At 67.3% G+C, this 19,894-nt stretch carries 17 protein-coding genes and 2 tRNA genes; 3 read left to right on the forward strand and 16 right to left on the reverse strand.

Features of this window, described 5'->3' with window-relative positions; genetic code table 11:
• Window positions 1-29 precede the first annotated feature (29 nt).
• The 10 genes from K6T84_RS02660 to clpX form a co-directional block, all read right to left on the reverse strand.
• Window positions 30-380, reverse strand: a complete 351-nt coding sequence (locus K6T84_RS02660; protein WP_224865178.1) for a DUF4233 domain-containing protein — start codon at window positions 378-380, stop codon at window positions 30-32.
• Window positions 377-1,780: a bifunctional tetrahydrofolate synthase/dihydrofolate synthase gene (folC, locus tag K6T84_RS02665; protein ID WP_304621332.1), complete on the reverse strand. Its 1,404-nt coding sequence runs from the start codon at window positions 1,778-1,780 to the stop codon at window positions 377-379. The genes K6T84_RS02660 and folC overlap by 4 nt, the downstream gene beginning before the upstream one ends.
• A gap of 11 nt (window positions 1,781-1,791) precedes the next feature.
• The gene (locus K6T84_RS02670; RefSeq protein ID WP_224865176.1) at window positions 1,792-4,446 is read right to left on the reverse strand and encodes a valine--tRNA ligase; all 2,655 of its coding nucleotides are present in this window, start codon (window positions 4,444-4,446) and stop codon (window positions 1,792-1,794) included.
• Window positions 4,447-4,524: 78 nt separating this feature from the next.
• Window positions 4,525-5,115, reverse strand: a complete 591-nt coding sequence (locus K6T84_RS02675; RefSeq protein WP_224865729.1) for a DUF937 domain-containing protein — start codon at window positions 5,113-5,115, stop codon at window positions 4,525-4,527.
• Between the two features lie 98 nt (window positions 5,116-5,213).
• Window positions 5,214-6,470 (reverse strand): saccharopine dehydrogenase family protein, encoded by a 1,257-nt coding sequence (locus tag K6T84_RS02680; RefSeq protein WP_224865175.1) that lies wholly within the window; start codon window positions 6,468-6,470, stop codon window positions 5,214-5,216.
• 86 nt (window positions 6,471-6,556) lie between these two features.
• Window positions 6,557-6,880: a transglycosylase family protein gene (locus K6T84_RS02685; protein ID WP_224865728.1), complete on the reverse strand. Its 324-nt coding sequence runs from the start codon at window positions 6,878-6,880 to the stop codon at window positions 6,557-6,559.
• A gap of 898 nt (window positions 6,881-7,778) precedes the next feature.
• Window positions 7,779-8,360 (reverse strand): molybdenum cofactor guanylyltransferase, encoded by a 582-nt coding sequence (gene mobA / locus K6T84_RS02690; RefSeq protein WP_225401748.1) that lies wholly within the window; start codon window positions 8,358-8,360, stop codon window positions 7,779-7,781.
• A 4-nt stretch (window positions 8,361-8,364) separates the two neighbouring features.
• Window positions 8,365-9,450 carry a 2-oxoacid:ferredoxin oxidoreductase subunit beta gene (locus K6T84_RS02695; RefSeq protein WP_224865173.1) on the reverse strand — a complete coding sequence of 362 codons (1,086 nt, stop codon included), beginning with the start codon at window positions 9,448-9,450 and terminating at the stop codon, window positions 8,365-8,367.
• A complete protein-coding gene (locus tag K6T84_RS02700) occupies window positions 9,450-11,393 on the reverse strand; it encodes a 2-oxoacid:acceptor oxidoreductase subunit alpha (protein WP_224865172.1) in 1,944 nt (647 codons plus the stop codon). Before K6T84_RS02700 ends, K6T84_RS02695 begins: the two co-directional genes overlap by 1 nt.
• 272 nt (window positions 11,394-11,665) lie before the next feature.
• The gene (clpX, locus tag K6T84_RS02705; RefSeq protein WP_224865171.1) at window positions 11,666-12,949 is read right to left on the reverse strand and encodes an ATP-dependent Clp protease ATP-binding subunit ClpX; all 1,284 of its coding nucleotides are present in this window, start codon (window positions 12,947-12,949) and stop codon (window positions 11,666-11,668) included.
• 272 nt (window positions 12,950-13,221) lie between these two features.
• Between clpX and mmuM the strand changes: the two genes are divergently transcribed.
• The gene (gene mmuM / locus K6T84_RS02710; RefSeq protein WP_224865727.1) at window positions 13,222-14,142 is read left to right on the forward strand and encodes a homocysteine S-methyltransferase; all 921 of its coding nucleotides are present in this window, start codon (window positions 13,222-13,224) and stop codon (window positions 14,140-14,142) included.
• Between the two features lie 41 nt (window positions 14,143-14,183).
• Here the strand turns inward: mmuM and clpP2 are convergent, their stop codons facing one another.
• From clpP2 to K6T84_RS02730, 4 genes are all read right to left on the reverse strand, one after another.
• Window positions 14,184-14,831 (reverse strand): ATP-dependent CLP protease proteolytic subunit ClpP2, encoded by a 648-nt coding sequence (clpP2, locus tag K6T84_RS02715; RefSeq protein ID WP_224865170.1) that lies wholly within the window; start codon window positions 14,829-14,831, stop codon window positions 14,184-14,186.
• Complete coding sequence (locus K6T84_RS02720; RefSeq protein WP_224865169.1) at window positions 14,828-15,406, reverse strand: ATP-dependent Clp protease proteolytic subunit; 579 nt, start codon at window positions 15,404-15,406, stop codon at window positions 14,828-14,830. Before K6T84_RS02720 ends, clpP2 begins: the two co-directional genes overlap by 4 nt.
• A 106-nt stretch (window positions 15,407-15,512) precedes the next feature.
• On the reverse strand, window positions 15,513-16,919 hold the full coding sequence (gene tig / locus K6T84_RS02725) for a trigger factor (RefSeq protein WP_224865168.1): 1,407 nt from the start codon (window positions 16,917-16,919) through the stop codon (window positions 15,513-15,515).
• 57 nt (window positions 16,920-16,976) lie between these two features.
• A tRNA-Pro gene (locus K6T84_RS02730) sits at window positions 16,977-17,053 on the reverse strand.
• A gap of 127 nt (window positions 17,054-17,180) precedes the next feature.
• Here K6T84_RS02730 and K6T84_RS02735 point away from each other — a divergent pair.
• Window positions 17,181-17,254 (forward strand) — tRNA-Gly (locus K6T84_RS02735).
• Window positions 17,255-17,425: 171 nt separating this feature from the next.
• A complete protein-coding gene (locus K6T84_RS02740) occupies window positions 17,426-18,649 on the forward strand; it encodes a serine hydrolase domain-containing protein (protein ID WP_224865167.1) in 1,224 nt (407 codons plus the stop codon).
• Window positions 18,650-18,660: 11 nt separating this feature from the next.
• On the opposite strand, the gene K6T84_RS02745 is transcribed toward K6T84_RS02740, so the two are convergent.
• Entirely contained in the window at window positions 18,661-18,975 is a 315-nt protein-coding gene (locus tag K6T84_RS02745) for an Mtp family mycobacterial-type pilin (RefSeq protein WP_225401747.1), read from the reverse strand.
• A 111-nt stretch (window positions 18,976-19,086) separates the two neighbouring features.
• The gene (locus K6T84_RS02750) at window positions 19,087-19,890 is read right to left on the reverse strand and encodes an Fpg/Nei family DNA glycosylase (RefSeq protein ID WP_225401746.1); all 804 of its coding nucleotides are present in this window, start codon (window positions 19,888-19,890) and stop codon (window positions 19,087-19,089) included.
• Between the last annotated feature and the right edge of the window lie 4 nt (window positions 19,891-19,894).

A 19,894-nucleotide genomic window follows, 5' to 3' on the forward strand; every position in this document is an offset into this window, starting at 1 on the left:
GGCGACAGCGTACCGAACACTCCGGCGGGTCAGCCGCGGCGCAACACCTCGGCCCGGAAATAGGCGATCAGCCCCCACACCGCGGCGAAGACCAGCCCCATCACGCCGACACCCGGATAGACCGCGAATCCCGCGATCAAGACGACCTGCACGCCCAGATTGGCCCAGATCGCCCACGGTCGGCCCTGGATTCCGCAGAGCAGCAACAGCACCACTGCCAGGCCGAGCAGGTAGGCCAGCGACACCGGTGTCAGGCCCCCGCCGACCATGCTGACCACCGGCAGCGCCAACAGCACCACGATGGCCTCCAGGATCAGAGTCAGGGCCATGATCCCGCGGAAACCGCGCCACGGGTCAGGAGTCTGCGCCTGTTCGCTCATGCCGGGTCCCTTCCGAACAGCGTGCGGGCCGCTCCGGCGGTGACCACCGAGCCGGTGATCACGATGCCTGTCCCCGAGGCGATTTCGCCGTCGGAGTCGAACTCGTCCACCAAGGCGGTCGCCGCGTCGATCCCGTCGCCGAGCGTCTCGGTGGTCACCACCCGGTCCTCACCGAAGTGCCGCACCGCCATCGCGGTCAGCGCATCGACATCCATTGCCCGCCCAGATCCGTTGTGCGTCACCACGATCGTGTCGAACACCGGCTCCAGCGCGGCGAGAATCCCGTCGACGTCCTTGTCTCCCAACACGCTGACCACGCCGACCAGGTACCGGAATCCGAATTCCTCGGTCAGCGCCTGGGCCAGGGCGACGGCGCCGGCCGGATTATGCGCGGCGTCGATGAACACCGTGGGCGAACTGCGCATCCGCTCCAGCCGGCCTGGGCTGCGCGCCGCGGCGAACCCGGCCCGGACCGTGTCGACATCGAGCTGCCGGTCGGCACCCGCGCCAAAGAACGCCTCGACCGCCGCCAGTGCCAGCACCGCGTTGCGGGCCTGATGCTCCCCGTGCAGCGGTAGGAAGATCTCCGAGTACACCCCGCCCAAGCCCTGCAGCTCCAGCATCTGGCCGCCGATCGCGAGCTGGCGGCCGAGAACGGCGAACTCCGAATTCTCCCGGGCCACAGCCGCGTCCGCGCGCACGGACTGCGCCAGCAACACCTCCATCGCCTCGGGTTCCTGGCGGGCGATCACTGCGACGGTGTCGGCCAGCTCATCGGTGGAGGCGTGGATGATGCCGGCCTTCTCCTCGGCGATTCCGGCGAGGGAGTCACCGAGGTATTCGACGTGGTCAACGCTGATCGGGGTGATCACCGCCACCGGGGCGTCGACGACGTTGGTGGCGTCCCAGCGCCCACCCATGCCGACCTCCACCACGGCGACGTCGACCGGGGCGTCGGCGAAGGCTGCGAACGCCATCGCGGTGAGCACCTCGAACTTGCTCATCGCCGGTCCCCCGTCCTCCTGCGAGGATGCGTCGACCATCTGCACGAAGGGCTCGATCTCGGCGTAGGTCTCCACGTACTTGGCCGGGCTGATCGGCTGGCCGTCGATGGCGATGCGCTCGACCGCCGACTGCAGGTGCGGGCTGGTGGTGCGCCCGGTGCGGCGGGAGAACGCCGTGAGCAACGCGTCGATCATCCGCACCACCGACGTCTTGCCGTTGGTGCCCGCGACGTGGATAGACGGATAGCCGCGCTGCGGGGAGCCCAGCAGTTCGAGCACCGCGTTGATCCGGGTCAGGCTCGGCTCGATCGTGGTCTCGCCCCACCGCTGGTCGAGCAGGTGCTCGACCTGCAGCAGCGCGGCGATCTCGTCCGGGGTCGGCTCGCCGGTGTTGATCGGATGCTCGGTCACGCCAGGCCCGCAAGACGAGCGGTGATCCGCTCCACTTCGTCGCCGGCCAGCTGCTGGCGGGCCCGGATCTTGTCCACCACCGCTTCGGGCGCCTTGCCGAGGAACTCCGCGTTGCCCAGTTTCGCCGAGGTGGCGGCGAGCTCCTTCTGCGCGGTCGCCAGATCCTTCTCCAGCCGCCGGCGCTCGGCTGCGACGTCGACGGTGCCGGAGGTGTCCAGTTCCACCACCACGGTGCCTCCGCCCAGGCGCACCTCGACGGTGGCCGACGGCGCGAAGTCCGCGCCGGGCTCGGTGAGCCATGCCTGGGAAGCCACCGCGGCCACCTGGCTGGCCAGATCGGCCTCGTCGATACCGGTCAACCGGGCCGGAACCCGCTGCCGGTCCCGCAGGCCCTGATCGCTGCGGAAGCGACGCACCTCGGTCACCAGCTTCTGCATGTCGGTGATCCGTTGCGCGGCAACCCGGTCCAAGGCGACGCCGGACGACGACGGCCAGTCGGCGATCACCAGGGACTCCTCGCCGGTGAGCTCTTGCCACAGGGTCTCGGTGACGAACGGGATCACCGGGTGCAACAGCCGCAGCAGGGTGTCGAGCACCGCCGCCAGAACCGCGGTGGTGTGGGTGTACCCCTGCCCCAGTTGGGTTTTGGCCAACTCGACGTACCAGTCGCAGAACTCGTCCCAGGCGAAGTGGTACAGCGCCTCGCAGGCACGCCCGAACTCGTAGCTGTCGAACGCCGAATCCACCTCGGCGCGAACCTCTTCCAATCGGCCGATAATCCACCGGTCGGCATCGGTCAGCTCATCGGACTGCGGCAGTGGCGCCGGCCGAGCGCCGTTGAGCAGCGCGAAGCGGGTCGCATTGAACAACTTGGTGACGAAGTTGCGCGATGCGCGCGCATGATCCTCGCCAATGGACAGGTCGCTGCCGGGGCTGGCCCCGCGGGCCAGAGTGAACCGCAGGGCGTCGGCGCCGAAGCTGTCCACCCAGTCCAGCGGGTCGATACCGTTGCCTTTGGACTTGCTCATCTTGCTGCCGTGTTCATCGCGAATCAGGCCGTGCAGGAAGACATCCCGAAATGGCACCTGCGGCGCGCGGGTGCCGCCCAGGGTAATCGCCTCGTCGTCCCCGACGAAGGTGCCGAACATCATCATCCGGGCCACCCAGAAGAACAGGATGTCGTAGCCGGTGACCAGAACCGAAGTCGGATAGAACTTCTCGATCTCAGGGGTACGGTCGGGCCAGCCCATCGTGGAGAACGGCCACAACGCCGAGGAGAACCAGGTGTCCAGCACGTCAGGGTCCTGCTGCCACCCCTGCGGCGGGGTCTCATCCGGGCCGACGCACACCTTCTCGCCGTTGGGCCCATGCCAGATCGGGATGCGGTGCCCCCACCAGAGCTGGCGGGAGATACACCAGTCGTGCATGTCGTCGACCCAGCCGAACCAGCGCGGCTCCAGGCTCTTGGGGTGAATGACGGTGTGGCCGTCGCGGACCGCATCGCCGGCAGCCTTGGCCAGCGAGGAGACGTCGACCCACCACTGCATGGACAGCCGCGGTTCGATCACCTCACCACTGCGCTCGGAATGCCCGACGCTGTGCACATAGGGCCGCTTCTCTGCCACGATGCGACCTTCGGCGGCCAGCGCCTCGCGCACCGCGACCCGCGCCTCGAAGCGGTCCATCCCGTCGAACTGTGTTCCGGTGCCGGTGATCCGGCCCTTGGGGTCCAGGATCGTCGGCATCGCCAGCTGGTGACGGAGCCCGATCTCAAAGTCGTTGGGATCGTGAGCCGGCGTGACTTTGACTGCGCCGGTTCCGAATTCGGGGTCGACGTGGGAGTCGGCGACCACCACGATCTCGGTGGCCAGGAACGGGTGCGCCAAGCTGGTTCCGACCAGGTCGCGGTAGCGGTCGTCGTCGGGGTGCACCGCGATTGCGGTGTCGCCGAGCATGGTCTCCAGCCGGGTGGTGGCCACCACGATGTGGGGTTGCGAGTCGTCTAGCGAGCCGTACCGGAACGACACCAGTTCGCCTTCGATGTCGGAGTATTTGACCTCGAGGTCGCTGATCGCGGTCTGGAGCACCGGCGACCAGTTCACCAGCCGCTCCGCCTGGTAGATCAGACCGGCGTCGTAGAGCCGTTTGAAGATGGTGCGGACCGCCCGCGACAGCCGGTCGTCCATGGTGAACCGCTCGCGGCTCCAGTCCACCCCGTCGCCGATCCGGCGCATCTGGGTGCCGATGGTGCCGCCGGACTCACGCTTCCAGTCCCAGACCTGCTCGACGAAGCGTTCGCGGCCCAGCTCTTCCTTGGTCTGGCCGACGGCGGCCAGGCGCCGCTCCACCACACTCTGGGTGGCGATGCCGGCATGGTCCATGCCCGGCAGCCACAACACCTCATAGCCCTGCATCCGCTTGCGCCGGGTCAACGCGTCCATCAGCGTGTGATCCATCGCGTGACCCATGTGCAGGCTGCCGGTGACGTTCGGCGGCGGCAGCACGATCGAGTAGCCCGGCTTGGCGCTGGCCGGGTCGGCCGTGAAGTAACCGGCGTCCACCCAGCGCTGGTAGATCGCGTCCTCTACCGCACCCGGCTCCCAGGATTTGGGCAGGTGTTCGGGATCGGCGGCGATGGGGGTGTCGGTCACCGGTCAATTCTAGGAAGGCCCGCCGATACGACGCGAAAGCCCCCGGACCGGGCGGTCCGGGGGCTTTGCGAGGGGTTGCTACTTCTTGCCGCCCAGCAATCCGCCGAGGATGTCGCCGATGGCGCCGCCGGTCTTGCCGCCGAGCATGTTGCCCAGGATGCTGCCCATCGACTGGTTCTTGGCACCGCCACCACCGGCCATGCCACCGAGGATGCCGCCCAGCACGTCGCCGAGGCCGCCGCCGGAGGCCTGCTGTTGTGCCGGCTCGGCCTTGTTCCCGGTCAGCTGCTTGCCGATGTAGGCGAGCACGATCGGGGCGAGGATCGGCAGCAACTTCTGCAGCAGGTCGTTGTTGCCCGCGCCGGCGCCCGAGAGTGCCGAGGCGACCTGGTTGGTGTCGTTGCCACCGAAGATCGTCGAGATCAGCTGCTGGCCCTCGGAGTGGCTGGCGCCCAGAGCGTTGTCCAACAGTCCCTGAGCCGCGAAAGTGTTGGCGGCGTTGGCGATGTTGTCGGCCTGACCCGGGTCTTGAGCGTGCTCGCTCAGGCCGCCGACGAGCACCGGCACCAGGGTGCGGATGGTGTTGTCCACTTCCCCTGAGTCGGCACCGAGCTGGTTGGCAATGTCCTGAATGGGGATCTGCGCGAAGAGATCGTCGAGGCCGGCCATGGTTTTCATCCACCTTCGTTGCTGTGTGCTGCTGTGGCAGCGGTCGAAAACGACACTAGCGGAAAGACCAGCCGCAGGGCACCGGTCGATTCGGTCCGTCAGTTCAGCCGGGACACTTCCAGCCTCACCCCGGCGGCTGGCAGCCTGACCAGCAGGGCGTCGCCCATCGCTGCAGCCGGGGTGAGTACACCGAGGTGCTCGGAGAGCAGGTCGCGGTTGCACGCCAGCGCCAGGGCGCTCTCTCCCAGCAACACCGCGGTGGCCTGGTAACCGGGGTCGCCCTGCTGCGCCATGACGGCCCGGTAGCGGGCCCCGGTGCTGGTGGTGGTGTATGTCTCGATGCGGTAGTGGCCGTTCTCCCGGCGGCGCCGGCTCGGACCGGTTCCCGGCTTGGGCAATGCCCGTTCCAACAGTCCGGTCGGCACCAGCCGGAGAATGTAGCCCCCGAGCCCGAACGCCACCTTGCCTATCCCGGTCGCCAATCCAGACAGCGCAGGTGCCGCGGCCGACGAGCCGACGCTCATGTGCTCGGAATAGCGGAAACGACGTCCGTACGCCCAGTCCAGCAGTCCGTTGCTGCGCCGCACGATGCGGGTGTTGACGGGCGCCATCGCGAAGCCGGCGGTCCAGATTCCGTCCAGTTCGGGTGCGATGTCGCGGCCCCGGCGCCAGGACAGGTCCGGTTCGGGGCCCAATCGGGGTTCGGCGGGACGATCGGAACTGAGCGTGTAAGGGTCGAACATTTCGCGTCGGGCGTCCGGATCGTTGGCGGCGGTGGTCAGAACCTCGATCATCGTGGCGAGGGTGCCGCCGGACACCCCACCGGAGAAGCTCCGCACAACGTAGTCGGTGTCGAGCAACTCGCCGGCGTCGTCGTCGCGGACCGCCCGATAAAGGGCGTACACGCTCATGTCCGATGGAATCGAGTCGAAGCCGCAGGCGTGCACGATCCGGGCCCCGTTGTCGGCGGCCTGCTTGTGGTAGAGGTCGATGCTCTCTCGCATGAACAGCGCCTCACCGGTGAGATCGACGTAGTCGGTGCCGGCGGCCGCGCAGGCGGCGACCAGGGGCATGCCGTAGCGGGTGTAGGGGCCGACGGTGGTGATGACCACCCGGGTACGGGCCGCCATCGCGTCCAGTGTCTCGGGCTTGTCGGCGTCGGCGACCACGATCGGCCAGTCCTGCGCCGCTGGGCCGAGGGAATCTCTGATCGCGCGCAACCGGTCAGCCGAGCGGCCCGCCAGGCCGATCCGGACGCCGCCTGCGGCGCGGGACAGGTATTCGACGGTCAGCTTCCCGGCGAATCCGGTCGCCCCGTAGACGACGACATCGAGCTCACGTGACGTGTCGGGCATGTGGCCGACGCTACCCGCCGACCCGAACCTGCCGACGGCGACGGCGCCGGACTGAAACAGTCCGGCGCCGTCAGAGATGCGTCAGGTCAGCCGCGGCGACCGCAGACCGGCCACGCGCCGATGCCCTGGCTGCGCAGGACGTTCTCGGCGACCCGGATCTGCTCGGACCGGCTGGCGTTGTGCGGCATGCCGCTGCCACCGTTGGCACGCCAGGTGCCGGCGTTGAACTGCAGGCCGCCGTAGTAGCCGTTGCCGGTGTTGATCGACCAGTTGCCACCCGACTCGCACGCCGCAATGGCGTCCCAGTTCACGCTGTCCGCGTGCGCGGTGGCCTCGGAGAGAGCCACCGAACCGGTGATCAGTGCACCGGCGATCGCGGCGAGGGTGAGGGGCTTGCGGACGTTCTTCAACATCGTTCCTTTCGCAGTGCGCGCTCCGAAGTGCGCCCACAGCGTGGGCTGGCATGCCTGGGTGCTCCAGGCGGGGAGTGGTCTTCGAGACGTGCCATCTCGGTTCAGGCACGACAGCGGGGGCAAGATCTGCCCGCCGGGATGACACCCGGCACCGCGGAAGCATTGAGGGGCCGCCCGCGGCCCCGCTAACACGCGGTTCCGTCGATTCAATTTGTTTGCCCCTTATTTGGGCCGAAGGAAACTTACGAAATGTTCATACGGCTCGTCCAGCACCATGACGTAAGCATTTCGAACAGATAACGAAACCATCACACCGCGGGCGATAATGGTTTTAGCAGGTCAGCAATGACTTTTACGGTCGGACCACCTCCGACCATGCCGTGCAGGCCGTGAGTCAAATCACGGATATTTTGTGGCCTAGGCCACCGGAAATGGCAGGATTTCACACTCCCGCGGGCCTCCGGGGCGGCTCAGCGATCGCCACACCAGCCCCACACGACGCATAAACCGCAGGTGGTCGCCCTGCGGACCGGCCACGTCACGTCTCGCGCAAACCCAGACGACGGGCGGGTCCCAATCGCGCCGCGTAGCGACGTCTCATGCCTGCAAAACCTGCCGGCCGCCTTGTACGGCGAATAAAATCCACCCGCCGATAACCGAGCCGGCGAACCCGCACCCTGAGCTCATCTCAGCACATTGATGGCACTAAATCGATTCTGCTGCAACGGTTTTGGACGAACCAACGGCCACAGCGGCCGGAACCGTCAAAATTCATCACACGACCAATAATGTTCAAATATTACCGAGATAACACGGAGATATATTTCGGTAAGCGGCGAGAGCCCGATATCCATTATTAAATCCCTCGACCACTATTTGCTGTCGACGGATCAGTTCACGCCCGCCCGGCGATGTCGTCCGGAGAGTTCAGATTGGTCAGTGGGCCTGCATCGGCCAGCTCGATCCGCTGGACCTCGACGGTGTCGATCAACGCACCGACCCGGCGCTCCCCGGCCGCCACCAGCCCGGCGATGGTGCCGGCCAGCGCGGTGCGGTAGACCGCCGCCAGGTAGTGGTCCCGGCCCGCCACCGGCACCACGACATCAGCACCCGACGCGCGGGCGGATTCGGTCAGCCGGTCGATCAGCTCGGACGTCAGGTTCGGCATGTCCACGGCGCAGACGAACGCATGATCCGCGCCTGCCCCAGCAGCAGCACCCAGGCCCAGTCCCAGGGCCGGCAGCGGTCCCTGCCCGGGCACCTCATCACGCAACACCTGCGCGGGAAGGTCGGGCAGCGACTGGCCTGCGGCGGCGACCACGAAGACCGGATCGCAGCGCTGCCCGATCATCGACACCACATGTTCGACCAGGGTCCGGCCGTCGAACAAGCCGGCCACGGTCAGGGTGGCCTTGTCGCGGCCCATCCGGCGCGATTCACCACCGGCCAGGACCACACCGGCCAGGCGGCCGGTCACGGCGTCAGTCGACGGTCCAGGTGTCGCGGCCCCGCAGCAGCGCCTGAAGCGCGGCGGAGTCGTGCGCCGAGGCCTGCCGGGCTTCGGCGACCTGCGCACGCGCTTGGTCGTCGTAGGTGGGCTTGCTGACCTTGCGGAAGATTCCCATCGGGAAGTGCGACAGATCCTGCTCGGACAACCGCGACAGCGCGAACGCGTAGGAGGAGTCGGCCAGCGTGGCGTCGTGCACGACGATCTGGTCGGCCGAGACGTTGGCGGTCTTGGCAACCTCAAGGCCGTAGCCGGACTTGATCACGCAGTACTCGCCCTCGGCACCGAAGGTCACCTTCTCGCCCTGACGGACATTGATGAGCCGGTTCTCGGCGCCTTCCTTGCGCAGCAGGTCGAAGGAGCCGTCATTGAAGACTGGGCAGTCCTGCAGAATCTCCACCAGTGCAGATCCGCGGTGTTCCATAGCGCCGCGCAGCACCTCGGTGAGGCCCTTGCGGTCGGAGTCCAGCGCCCGCCCGACAAAGGTCGCCTCGGCGCCGATCGCCAGCGAGACCGGGTTGAACGGGTTGTCCAGCGAGCCGAACGGCGTCGACTTGGTGATCTTGCCGGTCTCCGACGTCGGCGAGTACTGGCCCTTGGTCAGACCGTAGATCCGGTTGTTGAACAACAGGATGGTGATGTTGACGTTACGGCGCAGCGTGTGGATCAGGTGGTTGCCGCCGATCGACAATGCGTCACCGTCACCGGTGATCAGGAAGACCTTCACGTCCTCGCGGGCGGTCGCCAGCCCGGTGGCGAACGTCGGGCCACGGCCGTGGATCGAGTGCACACCGTAGGTGTTCATGTAGTACGGGAACCGGCTCGAGCAGCCGATCCCGCTGATGAAGACCACGTTCTCCCGGCGCAATCCCAGCTCCGGGAGGAAGTTGCGCATCGAGTTCAGGATTGCGTAGTCGCCACAGCCCGGGCACCAGCGCACCTCCTGGTCGGAGGTGAAGTCCTTGGACTTCTGCGGCTCATCGGTGGTGGGAACACCGCTCAGGGCAGTCAGCCCCAGGTCGGTGCCGACCAGGGAGGTGCCGGATTCGGTGGTTGTCATCAGCTCGCTCCTGCAATGGTGACCGCCGCGGCCCTGGCCAGCGACGCCTTCTCGTTCTCCCGATCGGCCAAGGTGCCGGCCAATGCGTCATCGATGATGGCCTCCACCTCGTCGGCGAGGAAGGCCTTGCCGGCCACCTTGGTCACCGACTGAATGTCGACCAGGTAGCGGCCTCGCAGCAGCAGCGCCAACTGGCCCAGGTTCATCTCCGGCAGCACCACCTTCGGATAGCGGCGCAGCACCTCGCCCAGGTTGGCCGGCAGCGGGTTGAGATAACGCAAGTGCGCCTGCGCGACCTTGACACCGCCGCGCCGGGCACGTCGGCACGCCTCGGCGATCGGGCCGTAGGAACTGCCCCAGCCCAGCATCAGCAGCTCGGCGTCGCCCGTCGGGTCATCCACCTCGAGGTCGGGAACCTTGATGCCGTCGATCTTGGCCTGGCGCAGCCGGACCATCAGGTCATGGTTGGCCGGCTCGTAGGAGATCTCGCCGGTGCCGTTGGCCTTCTCCAGTCCACCGATCCGGTGCTCCAGCCCCGGGGTGCCCGGGATGGCGAACTGACGGGCCAGCGTCTCCGGGTCACGCGCGTACGGCTGGAAGGGCTCGTCGGACTTGGCGAGGTTGCGCTCGATAGGCTCCAGCGCAGTGACATCCGGGATGCGCCACGGCTCCGACCCGTTGGCGATCGCCCCGTCGGACAGCAGCACCACCGGGGTGCGGTAGGTCAGCGCGATCCGGACGGCCTCGATGGCCGCGTCGAAGCAGTCCGACGGCGTGCACGGCGCCAGCACCGCGACCGGCGACTCGCCGTTGCGGCCGTAGAGCGCCTGCATCAGGTCGGCCTGCTCGGTCTTGGTCGGCAGGCCGGTCGAGGGGCCTCCGCGCTGTACGTTGATCAGCAGCAGCGGCAGCTCGGTCATCACGGCCAGGCCCAGCGCCTCGGCCTTGAGCGCCAACCCCGGGCCCGACGTGCTGGTGACGCCCAGCGCCCCACCGTAGGAGGCGCCGATGGCCGCGCCGATGCCGGCGATCTCGTCTTCGGCCTGGAACGTCAGCACATTGAAGTTCTTGTACTTCGATAGCTCGTGCAGGATGTCCGACGCCGGGGTAATCGGGTAGGTGCCCAGCACCACCTGGGTGTCGGCCAGCTGACCGGCCACGATCACGCCGTAGGCCATCGCGGTGTTGCCCGAGATCTGGCGGTACTCCCCCGACGGCAGCTTGGCCGGGGAGATTTCGTAGGTGGTACCGAACGCCTCGGTCGTCTCGCCGTAGTTCCAGCCCGCCTTGAGCGCCAGCACGTTGGCGTCGGCGACGTCGGGCTTCTTGGCGAACTTCTCCCGGATGAACTGTTCGCTGGTCTCGATCGGCCGACCGTACATCCAGGACAGCAGACCCAGTGCAAACATGTTCTTGGCGCGGGCGCCGTCCTTCTTGGTGGCGCCGATCGCCTCGACCGCACCCAGGGTCAGCGAGGTCATCGCCACCGGGACCACCACGTACTCGGAGAGCTCTTCGGTCTCCAGCGGGCTGGTCTCGTAGCCGATCTTGGCGAGGTTGCGCTTGGTGAACTCGTCGGAGTTGACGATCACCATGCCACCGCGCGGCAGGTCGCCGATGTTGGCCTTCAACGCTGCGGGGTTCATCGCCACCAACACGTCGGGGCGGTCACCGGCGGTCAGGATGTCGTAGTCGGCGATCTGGATCTGGAACGAGGAGACACCGGGCAGGGTGCCCTGAGGTGCGCGGATCTCGGCGGGGTAGTTCGGTTGGGTGGCAAGGTCGTTGCCGAACAGCGCCGCCTCGGAGGTGAATCGGTCGCCGGTGAGCTGCATGCCGTCGCCGGAGTCACCAGCGAAGCGGATCACGACCTTTTCGAGTTTTTGACGCCCGGGCGCCGACCCGGCTCCGTTACCGCTCGGACCCACGGCCCCGCCTTCCATCACTGTCCTGATCGGGCTCGCACAGCACGTCTGGCGCACCCACATTTTTTTTCTGTCACTGGCAGTACCGATTATTGCACCGTTCTTAGAGAGTATTCGACGCCACACCGTGTCGAAACTCCACCGCATGACCGCTAAACCCCGACGTCAGGGCAGGGTTCTGAGTCAGCCAAGAGCGGAAATGTGGTTTTCATCACTATAGACAGCAGGCCAACTTTAAGAAACGTCCGCTACCGCTGAGTAACTTTCGGCGGCGCGGAGCGCCACCGGGGTCAAGCGCTCTTGTCGCGGCGCTCCGACCGGGACGCCTTGCGCGGCACGATGGTCGGCAGCACGTTGTCCTGCACCGTTTCCTTGGTGACGACGACCTTGGCGACGTCGTCGCGGCTGGGGATGTCGTACATGACCGGCAGCAGGACTTCTTCCATGATCGCCCGCAGGCCACGCGCGCCGGTGCCCCGGTGGATCGCCTGGTCGGCGATGGCCTCCAGCGCGTCCGGGGTGAACTCCAGCTCCACCCCGTCCATCTCGAACAGCCGGGTGTACTGCTTGACCAGAGCGTTCTTGGGCTCGGAGAGGATCGTGACCAACGACTCCATGTCCAGGTTGGTCACCGAGGCCACCACCGGGAGCCGGCCGATGAACTCCGGGATCAACCCGAACTTGATCAGGTCTTCGGGCATGACCTCGGCGAAGTGGTCGACGGTGTCGACCTCTGCCTTGGAACGGACCTCGGCACCGAAGCCCAAGCCACGCTTGCCGACTCGGTCCGAGACGATCTTCTCCAGGCCGGCGAACGCCCCGGCCACGATGAACAGCACGTTGGTGGTGTCGATCTGGATGAATTCCTGATGCGGGTGCTTGCGTCCACCCTGCGGCGGAACCGAGGCCTGGGTGCCCTCCAGGATCTTCAGCAGCGCCTGCTGAACGCCCTCACCGGAGACGTCGCGGGTGATCGACGGGTTTTCGCTCTTGCGGGCGATCTTGTCGACCTCGTCGATGTAGACGATGCCGGTCTCGGCGCGCTTGACGTCATAGTCGGCGGCTTGAATCAGCTTGAGCAGAATGTTCTCGACGTCCTCGCCGACATAGCCCGCCTCGGTCAGCGCGGTGGCATCCGCGATTGCGAACGGGACATTGAGCATCTTCGCCAGGGTCTGAGCCAGGTAGGTCTTACCGCAACCGGTGGGTCCGAGCATCAAGATGTTGGACTTGGTCAGCTCGACGGGCTCGCCGGAGCGCGAATCGCGGCTCTTCTCGCCGGCCTGGATGCGCTTGTAGTGGTTGTAGACGGCCACGGCCAGCGTCCGCTTGGCGGTGTCCTGACCGATGACGTAACCCTCCAGGAACTCCCGGATCTCGGCGGGCTTGGGCAGCTCGTCGAGCTTCACGTCGTCGGCGTCGGCGAGCTCTTCTTCGATGATCTCGTTGCACAGGTCGATGCACTCATCGCAGATGTAGACGCCCGGACCCGCGATGAGCTTCTTGACCTGCTTCTGGCTCTTTCCGCAGAAGGAACACTTCAACAGGTCACCGCCGTCTCCGATGCGCGCCATGGTGCGTGAGGACCTACTTCCTGTTCGCCGTCTGTCGTCGGGGATCGGTGTGTATTCCCCGACGCTACCCGCTCGTTCGGTTGCGAGGCGACCGATAAGGCCGAATCGCGTCGTTGGTATTTGGTTTCTACGCCCGGTACCTGTCTGCCCAAGAACATATCGCCCGAGCTGCCGACGCGGCGCGTGACGCGCTGGCGCGGCGCAAGCGTGTTGCAGGTGTTATCTGGAGCCCTACAGTGGCGGACGTGGGGTTCGCCGTTCCCGACGATACCGTGCCCGATGGGCCCCGGCTCTCCTCGCGCAAGCGCTCGTCGACCGGAGCCGTGCTCATCGCCGACGGGGGCTTGGCGACGGAGCTGGAAGCCCGCGGCTTTGAGCTTTCCGGGAACCATTCCCGGGACCCGTTGTGGTCGGCCCGGGCACTGATCGATGCCCCGGATGAGATCACCGCCGTACACCGAGCCTTCTTCGCCGCGGGCGCCCAGATCGCGACCACCGCCAGCTATCAGGCGAGCTTCGAGGGCTTCGCCGCCCGCGGAATCGGGCGGGCGGACGCGGAACTGCTGTTGCGCCGCAGCGTCGAGCTGGCCCGTGACGCCGCCGGAAGCGGCCACTGGGTGGCCGCATCGGTCGGCCCGTACGGCGCCGCCCGGGCCGACGGCTCGGAATACCTTGGCCGCTACGGGCTTTCGGTCGCGCAGCTGACGGCGTGGCACCGGCCCCGCCTGGAAATCCTGGCCGACGCCGGGGCCGACGTGCTGGCATGCGAGACGGTGCCGGACGTTGATGAGGCCGAAGCCCTGGTGAACCTGATACGCCAAACGGACGTACCGGCCTGGCTCAGCTACACCATCGAAGGCACCACGACCCGGGCCGGGCAGCCCCTGGCGGAGGCGTTCGCGGTAGCCGCGGGCGTGCCGCAGATCGTCGCGGTGGGGGTGAACTGCTGCGCGCCCGGCGACGTGCGGAACGCCGTCGAGATCGCCCGCCGCGTCACCGGTAAGCCGGTGATCGCCTACCCCAACAGCGGGGAACGCTGGGTCCGTGGCGGCTGGAGCGGGCCGGCGCGCTTCTCCCCCGACCTGGTGCCGGGATGGGTGGCCGCCGGCGCCCGCATCGTGGGCGGCTGCTGCCGGGTGCGCCCGGCCGACATCGCCGCCCTGTCAGCGAGCAGTCGCGAAAGCCCCCTGTAGCGGTGCTGCCAGGGGGCTTTCGCGACTGTTCGACGGAGAGACTAGGCCGTCTGAGCCGACAGCTTCCGGTACTCCAGGACGGTGTCGATGATCCCGTACTCCTTGGCCTCGGCCGCGGTGAGGATCTTGTCGCGGTCGGTGTCCTTACGGACCTGCTCGGGGTCCTTGCCGGTGTGGCGGGCCAGCGTGCCCTCCATCAGCGTGCGCATCCGCTCGATCTCGGCGGCCTGGATCTCCAGGTCGGAGAACTGGCCCTGGATCACTCCGGACAGCGACGGCTGGTGGATCAGCACCCGGGCGTTGGGCAGCGCCATCCGCTTGCCCGGCGTGCCCGCCGCCAGCAACACCGCAGCAGCCGAGGCGGCCTGACCCAGGCACACGGTCTGGATGTCGGCCCGCACGTACTGCATGGTGTCGTAGATCGCCATCAGCGAGGTGAACGAGCCACCCGGGGAGTTGATGTACATGGTGATGTCGCGGTCCGGGTCCAACGACTCCAGCACCAGCAGCTGGGCCATGATGTCGTTGGCCGAGGCGTCGTCAACCTGCACGCCGAGGAAGATGATGCGCTCCTCGAACAGCTTGTTGTACGGGTTGGACTCCTTGACGCCCCAGCTGGAGTGCTCCACGAACGACGGCAGGATGTAGCGCGCCTGCGGCGCGGTGGCTCGCAAGGTTTCGGGGTTCATTTGGCATCTCCGTTGACGTGGGCGCGGGTGATGATGTGGTCGACGAAGCCGTACTCGAGGGCCTCGGGGGCGGTGAACCACCGGTCGCGGTCCGAGTCGGCCTCGATGCGCTCGATGGACTGGCCGGTGAACTCGGCGTTGAGCCGGAACATCTCCTTCTTGATGACCGCGAACTGCTCGGCCTGGATGGCGATGTCCGCGGCGCTGCCGGTCACCCCGCCCAGCGGCTGGTGCATCAGGATCCGGGCGTGCGGCAGGGCGTATCGCTTGCCCTTGGTGCCCGCGGCGAGCAGGAACTCACCCATCGAGGCGGCCATGCCCATCGCGTAGGTGGCAACGTCACACGGGGCCAGGACCATGGTGTCGTAGATCGCCATCCCTGCGCTGATCGAACCGCCAGGGGAGTTGATGTAGAGCGAGATGTCCTTGGTCGGGTCCTCGGCGGCCAATAACAGGATCTGGGCGCACAGCCGGTTGGCGATGTCGTCGTCGACCTGAGACCCCAGGAAGATGATGCGTTCTCGCAGTAGCCGCTCGTACACCGAGTCGACGAGATTCAGACCGGGCTGGCTCACAGTGGGATACCTGCTTTCTCGAGATTCGTCTGCCGAGACATGTTTACGACCCTAACCAAACCGCGGCTGCGAGGACGGTCCGAACCGCCCTCGTTCGCTCACAGCGTCACTCGTCGCCTTCGGCCTCGGCTTCCAGAGCCTCGTCAAGGGCCTCAGCGGCCTCAGCGGCCTCGTCAGCGGCGTCGTCGACCTGGCCGCCGCCGAAGAACTCGGTGACGTCGATCTCGTTGCCGGCGGTGTCACTGACCGCGGCGGCACGCACGGCTGCTGCCAGCGCCATGCCCCGGCGTACGTCGGCGAAGACCGCGGGCAGCTGGTTGTTCTGCTGCAGGAAGCCCATCAGCTGCTGCGGCGCGATGCCGTACTGACGCGACATCAGCACCAGGTGCTGGGTGAGGTCGTTCTGGCCGACCTGGATGTCCAGCTCGTCGCCGAGTGCATCGAGCAGCAGCTGCGTCTTGACCGACTTCTCTGCCTCGGCGCGGGTCTCGGCGTCGAACTCGGCGCGCGAGGATCCCTTCTCGACAAGCGACTCGGCGAACTTGTTCTCGTCGTGGTCAAGACCGTGCAGAGCGTTGTGCAGAGCGTTGTCGACGTGCGCCTTGACCACGGCCTCGGGCAGCGGCATCTCGACCTGCTCGACCAGGGCCTCCAGCGTCGCCTCGCGGACCTTCTCGGCCTGCTGGATGCGCTTGGTCCTGCGCACCTGCTCGACGAGGTTGTCCCGCAGCTCGCCGATGGTGTCGAATTCACTGGCCAGCTGCGCGAATTCGTCGTCGGCCTCGGGCAGCTCGCGTTCCTTGACCGCCTGCACCGTGACGGTGACGTCGGCGTCCTTTCCGGCCTGCGGTCCCGCGGCCAGCTTGGTGGTGAACGTCGCGCTCTCACCGGCCGACAGTCCGATGATCGCGTCGTCGAGCCCGTCGATGAGCTGGCGGGATCCCACCTGGTGCGACAGGCCTTCGGTGGCCGCACCGGGGACCTCTTCGCCGTCGATGGTGGCGCCCAGGTCGATCGAGACGAAGTCGTCGGCCGCCGCCGCCCGGTCCACACCGGTCAGGGTGCCGAACCGCGCGCGCAGCGATTCCAACTCGGCATCCACCTCTTCGTCGGCGACCTCGATCGGGTCCACGCTGATCTTGATCTGCTCCAGGTCGGGCAGGGCGATGTCAGGACGAACGTCGACCTCGGCGGTGAAGGTGATCTGGTCGCCGTCATCGATCTTGGTGACCTCGATCTCGGGCTGGCCCAGCGGCTTGAGCTCGGAGGTGGTAACCGCCTCGCTGTAGCGGCTGGGCAGCGCCTCGTTGACCACCTGCTGCAGCACCGCGGCCCGGCCGAAGCGCGCCTCGATGAGCTTGGCCGGCGCCTTGCCCGGACGGAAGCCCGGCATCCGCACCTGCTTGGCCAGCTCCTTGTAGGTGCGCTCGAAGTCCGGCTTCAGTTCGGTGAACGGCACCTCCACGTTGATGCGAACCCGGGTCGGGGTCAGCTGCTCGACGGTGCTCTTCACGGGCGTACTCCTCGATATTTCGGTGATGGACGGTCATGCCGGTGCGGCGCGCGCTGCTGGTCGGGGTGACAGGATTTGAACCTGCGGCCTTCCGCTCCCAAAGCGGATGCGCTACCAAGCTGCGCTACACCCCGCACTGACCAGGCGATCTTACGGCCCGGCGACGACGGCAATGCAGCCGCCCGCTCCGCACGCCCCCGCAGGGGTCCCAGTTGGATTTGCAGTCGGCCACGCCGGTACAGTCTCGCTCTAGCCATTCATGCGGGCGTAGCTCAATGGTAGAGCCCTAGTCTTCCAAACTAGCTACGCGGGTTCGATTCCCGTCGCCCGCTCCACCAGGGCCGATGCGGTCCCCGGACGACGGCTGGGGCCAGGTCTGTGCCCCAGCCTGTTGTACGGGCGCCCCACCGCCGACCTATCCTTCCTAACAAGCCTCGCGGGGTCCGGTCGACACCGAGGAAGAAGACCCCGCCGAAGGGGATTCGCCAAAAGCAGGAAGGCACTCCATGGCCGGCACACGGCACGTCCAGATCCACGGGACGTGCTCCGCGCGCTTCGAGAAGGTGCGCCACGAGTTCGAGCGCAACTTCACCGAGCGCGAGGAACTCGGCGCTGCCGTCGCGGCGTACGTGGACGGCGAACTCGTCGTCAATCTGTGGGCCGGCTCGGCCGACCCCGAGGGCGTGCGGCCCTGGCAGGAAGACACCCTGGGCACCGTGCTGTCCGGCAGCAAGGGCCTGACCAGCACCTGCGTGCACCGGCTCGCCGAAGCCGGGGAACTGGACCTGCGAATCCCGGTGGCGCACTACTGGCCGCAGTTCGGCCGGGCCGGCAAGGGCGACATCTCGCTGGCGATGGTGCTGGCGCACCGCTCCGGGGCGATCGGGCCGCGCGAGCCGATGCACTGGCGCGACGTCACCGACTGGGATCTGGTCTGCGAGCGGCTCGCCGCGGCCGAACCGTGGTGGCGCCCGGGTGCCGCGCAGGGCTATCACATGACCACCTACGGGTTCATCATCGGCGAGGTCGTCAAGCGGGTGACGGGCATGACCGTCGGCGAGTATCTGCGGCGCGAGGTCGCCGGTCCGATCGGCGCCGAGGTGCACATCGGGGTACCGGCCGACCAGCAGCCCTACCGCTGCACCGACCCGGTGGGCAAGCCGACGATCCGGGAGATGCTGGCGTCGGCCGGCGCCCCGAAACGCCCGACCTCGCTGGACGACCACTCCAAGGCGGGCCTGGCGGTGGCGATGGGATTCGCCCCCGACGACGAGATCGCCACCAACGACTTGACCCTGTGGCGCGAGCTGGAGTTCCCCGGCACCAACGCCCAGGTCTCAGCGCTGGGTATGGCCACGTTCTATAACGCACTGGCGCAGGAGAAGCTGCTGAGCCGTCCCACCATGGACCGGCTGAGGGTGCTGCAGGGCGGCACCGAGACGGATCTGGTGCTGGGCCCCCGGGTCGCCGAGCATGGCTGGGGCCTGGGCTACATGCTCAACGCCGAGGGCGTCAACGGCCCCAACCGGCGGATCTTCGGCCACGGCGGGCTCGGTGGGTCATTCGCGTTCGTCGACCTCGAGCACCGAATCGGCTACGGGTACGTGATGAACCGCTTCGACCACACCCAGGCCAACGCCGACCCGCGCAGCGTTGTGCTGTCCAACGAGATCTACCGCGCGCTCGGCGTGGCGATACCGCCCCGGCGCGAGGGAATCTACGACGACTGACGCCGCCGGGATCAGTGCTGGCCGAACCCGGGCTGGTCGCCCTGGTGCTCGAAATCGCCGGGCCCCCGCTGGTCGCCCTGCCTTTGCTGGTCCCCCGGCCCCCGCTGGTCGCCACCGAAATCGCGACTGTGGTCGTTGCCGTCACGATCGCGGTGATGATCGTCATGGCACTCGTTGTTGTCCCAGTTCATGCCCCACGCCTGGTCCCAGGCTTGCCCCGGGCACCAGTGATACATCGGCATGGGCGCCGGCAGAGCCCGTGCTGGAATTGCGATGCCGACGCCGGCCAGCCCCGCCCCTGCGGCCACCGCGACGGCGGCAACCAATTTGCTGATCGATTTGATTCGGCCATTTATACCCGCGCCGCCGACCCACCAACCCCGCGAAACACGTTCAATCTCATGGGCTTTCGCTGGGAGTCCCCTGTCAGCGCTGCGTCACGACTGACAGGACGGGCACCAGAACAGGTTTCGGCCCTCCAGTTCAGCGGTACGCACCGCGGTCCCGCACACCCGGCACGGATCGCCGGCGCGGCGGTAGACGTAGGTGCGCGGCTTGCCCGGTGCGTAGGCGGGCGCGCCGTGGTCGTCTTCGGGCCGGACCACGACGATGTTGCCGCGACGCAGCCCGACCTTCATCAACGCCACCAGGTCTGCCCAGATCGCGGCGAAGTCCCCCTCGTCGACGTCGGTACCGGGCCGGTACGGATCTATCCGGTGGCGGAACAGCACCTCACTGCGATACACGTTGCCGACACCGGCCAACACCGACTGATCCATCAGAAGCGCCGCAATAGCCTTGCGGGACTTGATGATCCGCTTGAATGCCAGGTCCGGATCGGCGTCGGCGCGCAGCGGGTCGGGCCCGAGGCGGGCGATCACATCGGCGTGCTGTGCCTCGTCGATGACCTCGCAGGCCGCCGGCCCGCGCAGATCGGTGCCGTACTCGGCGCCGATCATCCGCATCCGCACCTGGCCGACCGGTTCGGGCACTGCGCCGTCGCGCACGTCGAACTCGCTGAACTGGCCATAGATACCCAGGTGCACGCGCACGATCGCGCCGCCCGCGTAATGGTGGAACAGGTGCTTGCCCCAGGCTTCGGCGCGGGTCAGCGAGTGCCCGTCGACCGCGGCGGCGCCGGCGTCGAAACGACCCTGCGGACTGGACACCCGAACCAGGGCACCGGCGAAGCGGCGCTGATGCAACCGGGCCAGCCGGTGCAGGATGTGCCCCTCGGGCATGTCA

The sequence above is a fragment of the Mycobacterium zoologicum genome (assembly GCF_020181635.2).
Classification (GTDB): domain Bacteria; phylum Actinomycetota; class Actinomycetes; order Mycobacteriales; family Mycobacteriaceae; genus Mycobacterium; species Mycobacterium zoologicum.

Bases quoted from the DNA above. Each gene is read 5' to 3' on its own strand.
- K6T84_RS02700 (WP_224865172.1), bottom strand. From the start codon at position 11,393: ATGGAAGGCGGGGCCGTGGGTCCGAGCGGTAACGGAGCCGGGTCGGCG.
- K6T84_RS02750 (WP_225401746.1), bottom strand. From the start codon at position 19,890: ATGCCCGAGGGGCACATCCTGCACCGGCTGGCCCGGTTGCATCAGCGC.
- K6T84_RS02675 (WP_224865729.1), bottom strand. From the start codon at position 5,115: ATGGCCGGCCTCGACGATCTCTTCGCGCAGATCCCCATTCAGGACATT.
- K6T84_RS02660 (WP_224865178.1), bottom strand. From the start codon at position 380: ATGAGCGAACAGGCGCAGACTCCTGACCCGTGGCGCGGTTTCCGCGGG.
- clpP2 (WP_224865170.1), bottom strand. From the start codon at position 14,831: ATGAACCCCGAAACCTTGCGAGCCACCGCGCCGCAGGCGCGCTACATC.
- K6T84_RS02695 (WP_224865173.1), bottom strand. From the start codon at position 9,450: ATGACAACCACCGAATCCGGCACCTCCCTGGTCGGCACCGACCTGGGG.
- K6T84_RS02680 (WP_224865175.1), bottom strand. From the start codon at position 6,470: ATGCCCGACACGTCACGTGAGCTCGATGTCGTCGTCTACGGGGCGACC.
- K6T84_RS02740 (WP_224865167.1), top strand. From the start codon at position 17,426: ATGGCCGGCACACGGCACGTCCAGATCCACGGGACGTGCTCCGCGCGC.
- clpX (WP_224865171.1), bottom strand. From the start codon at position 12,949: ATGGCGCGCATCGGAGACGGCGGTGACCTGTTGAAGTGTTCCTTCTGC.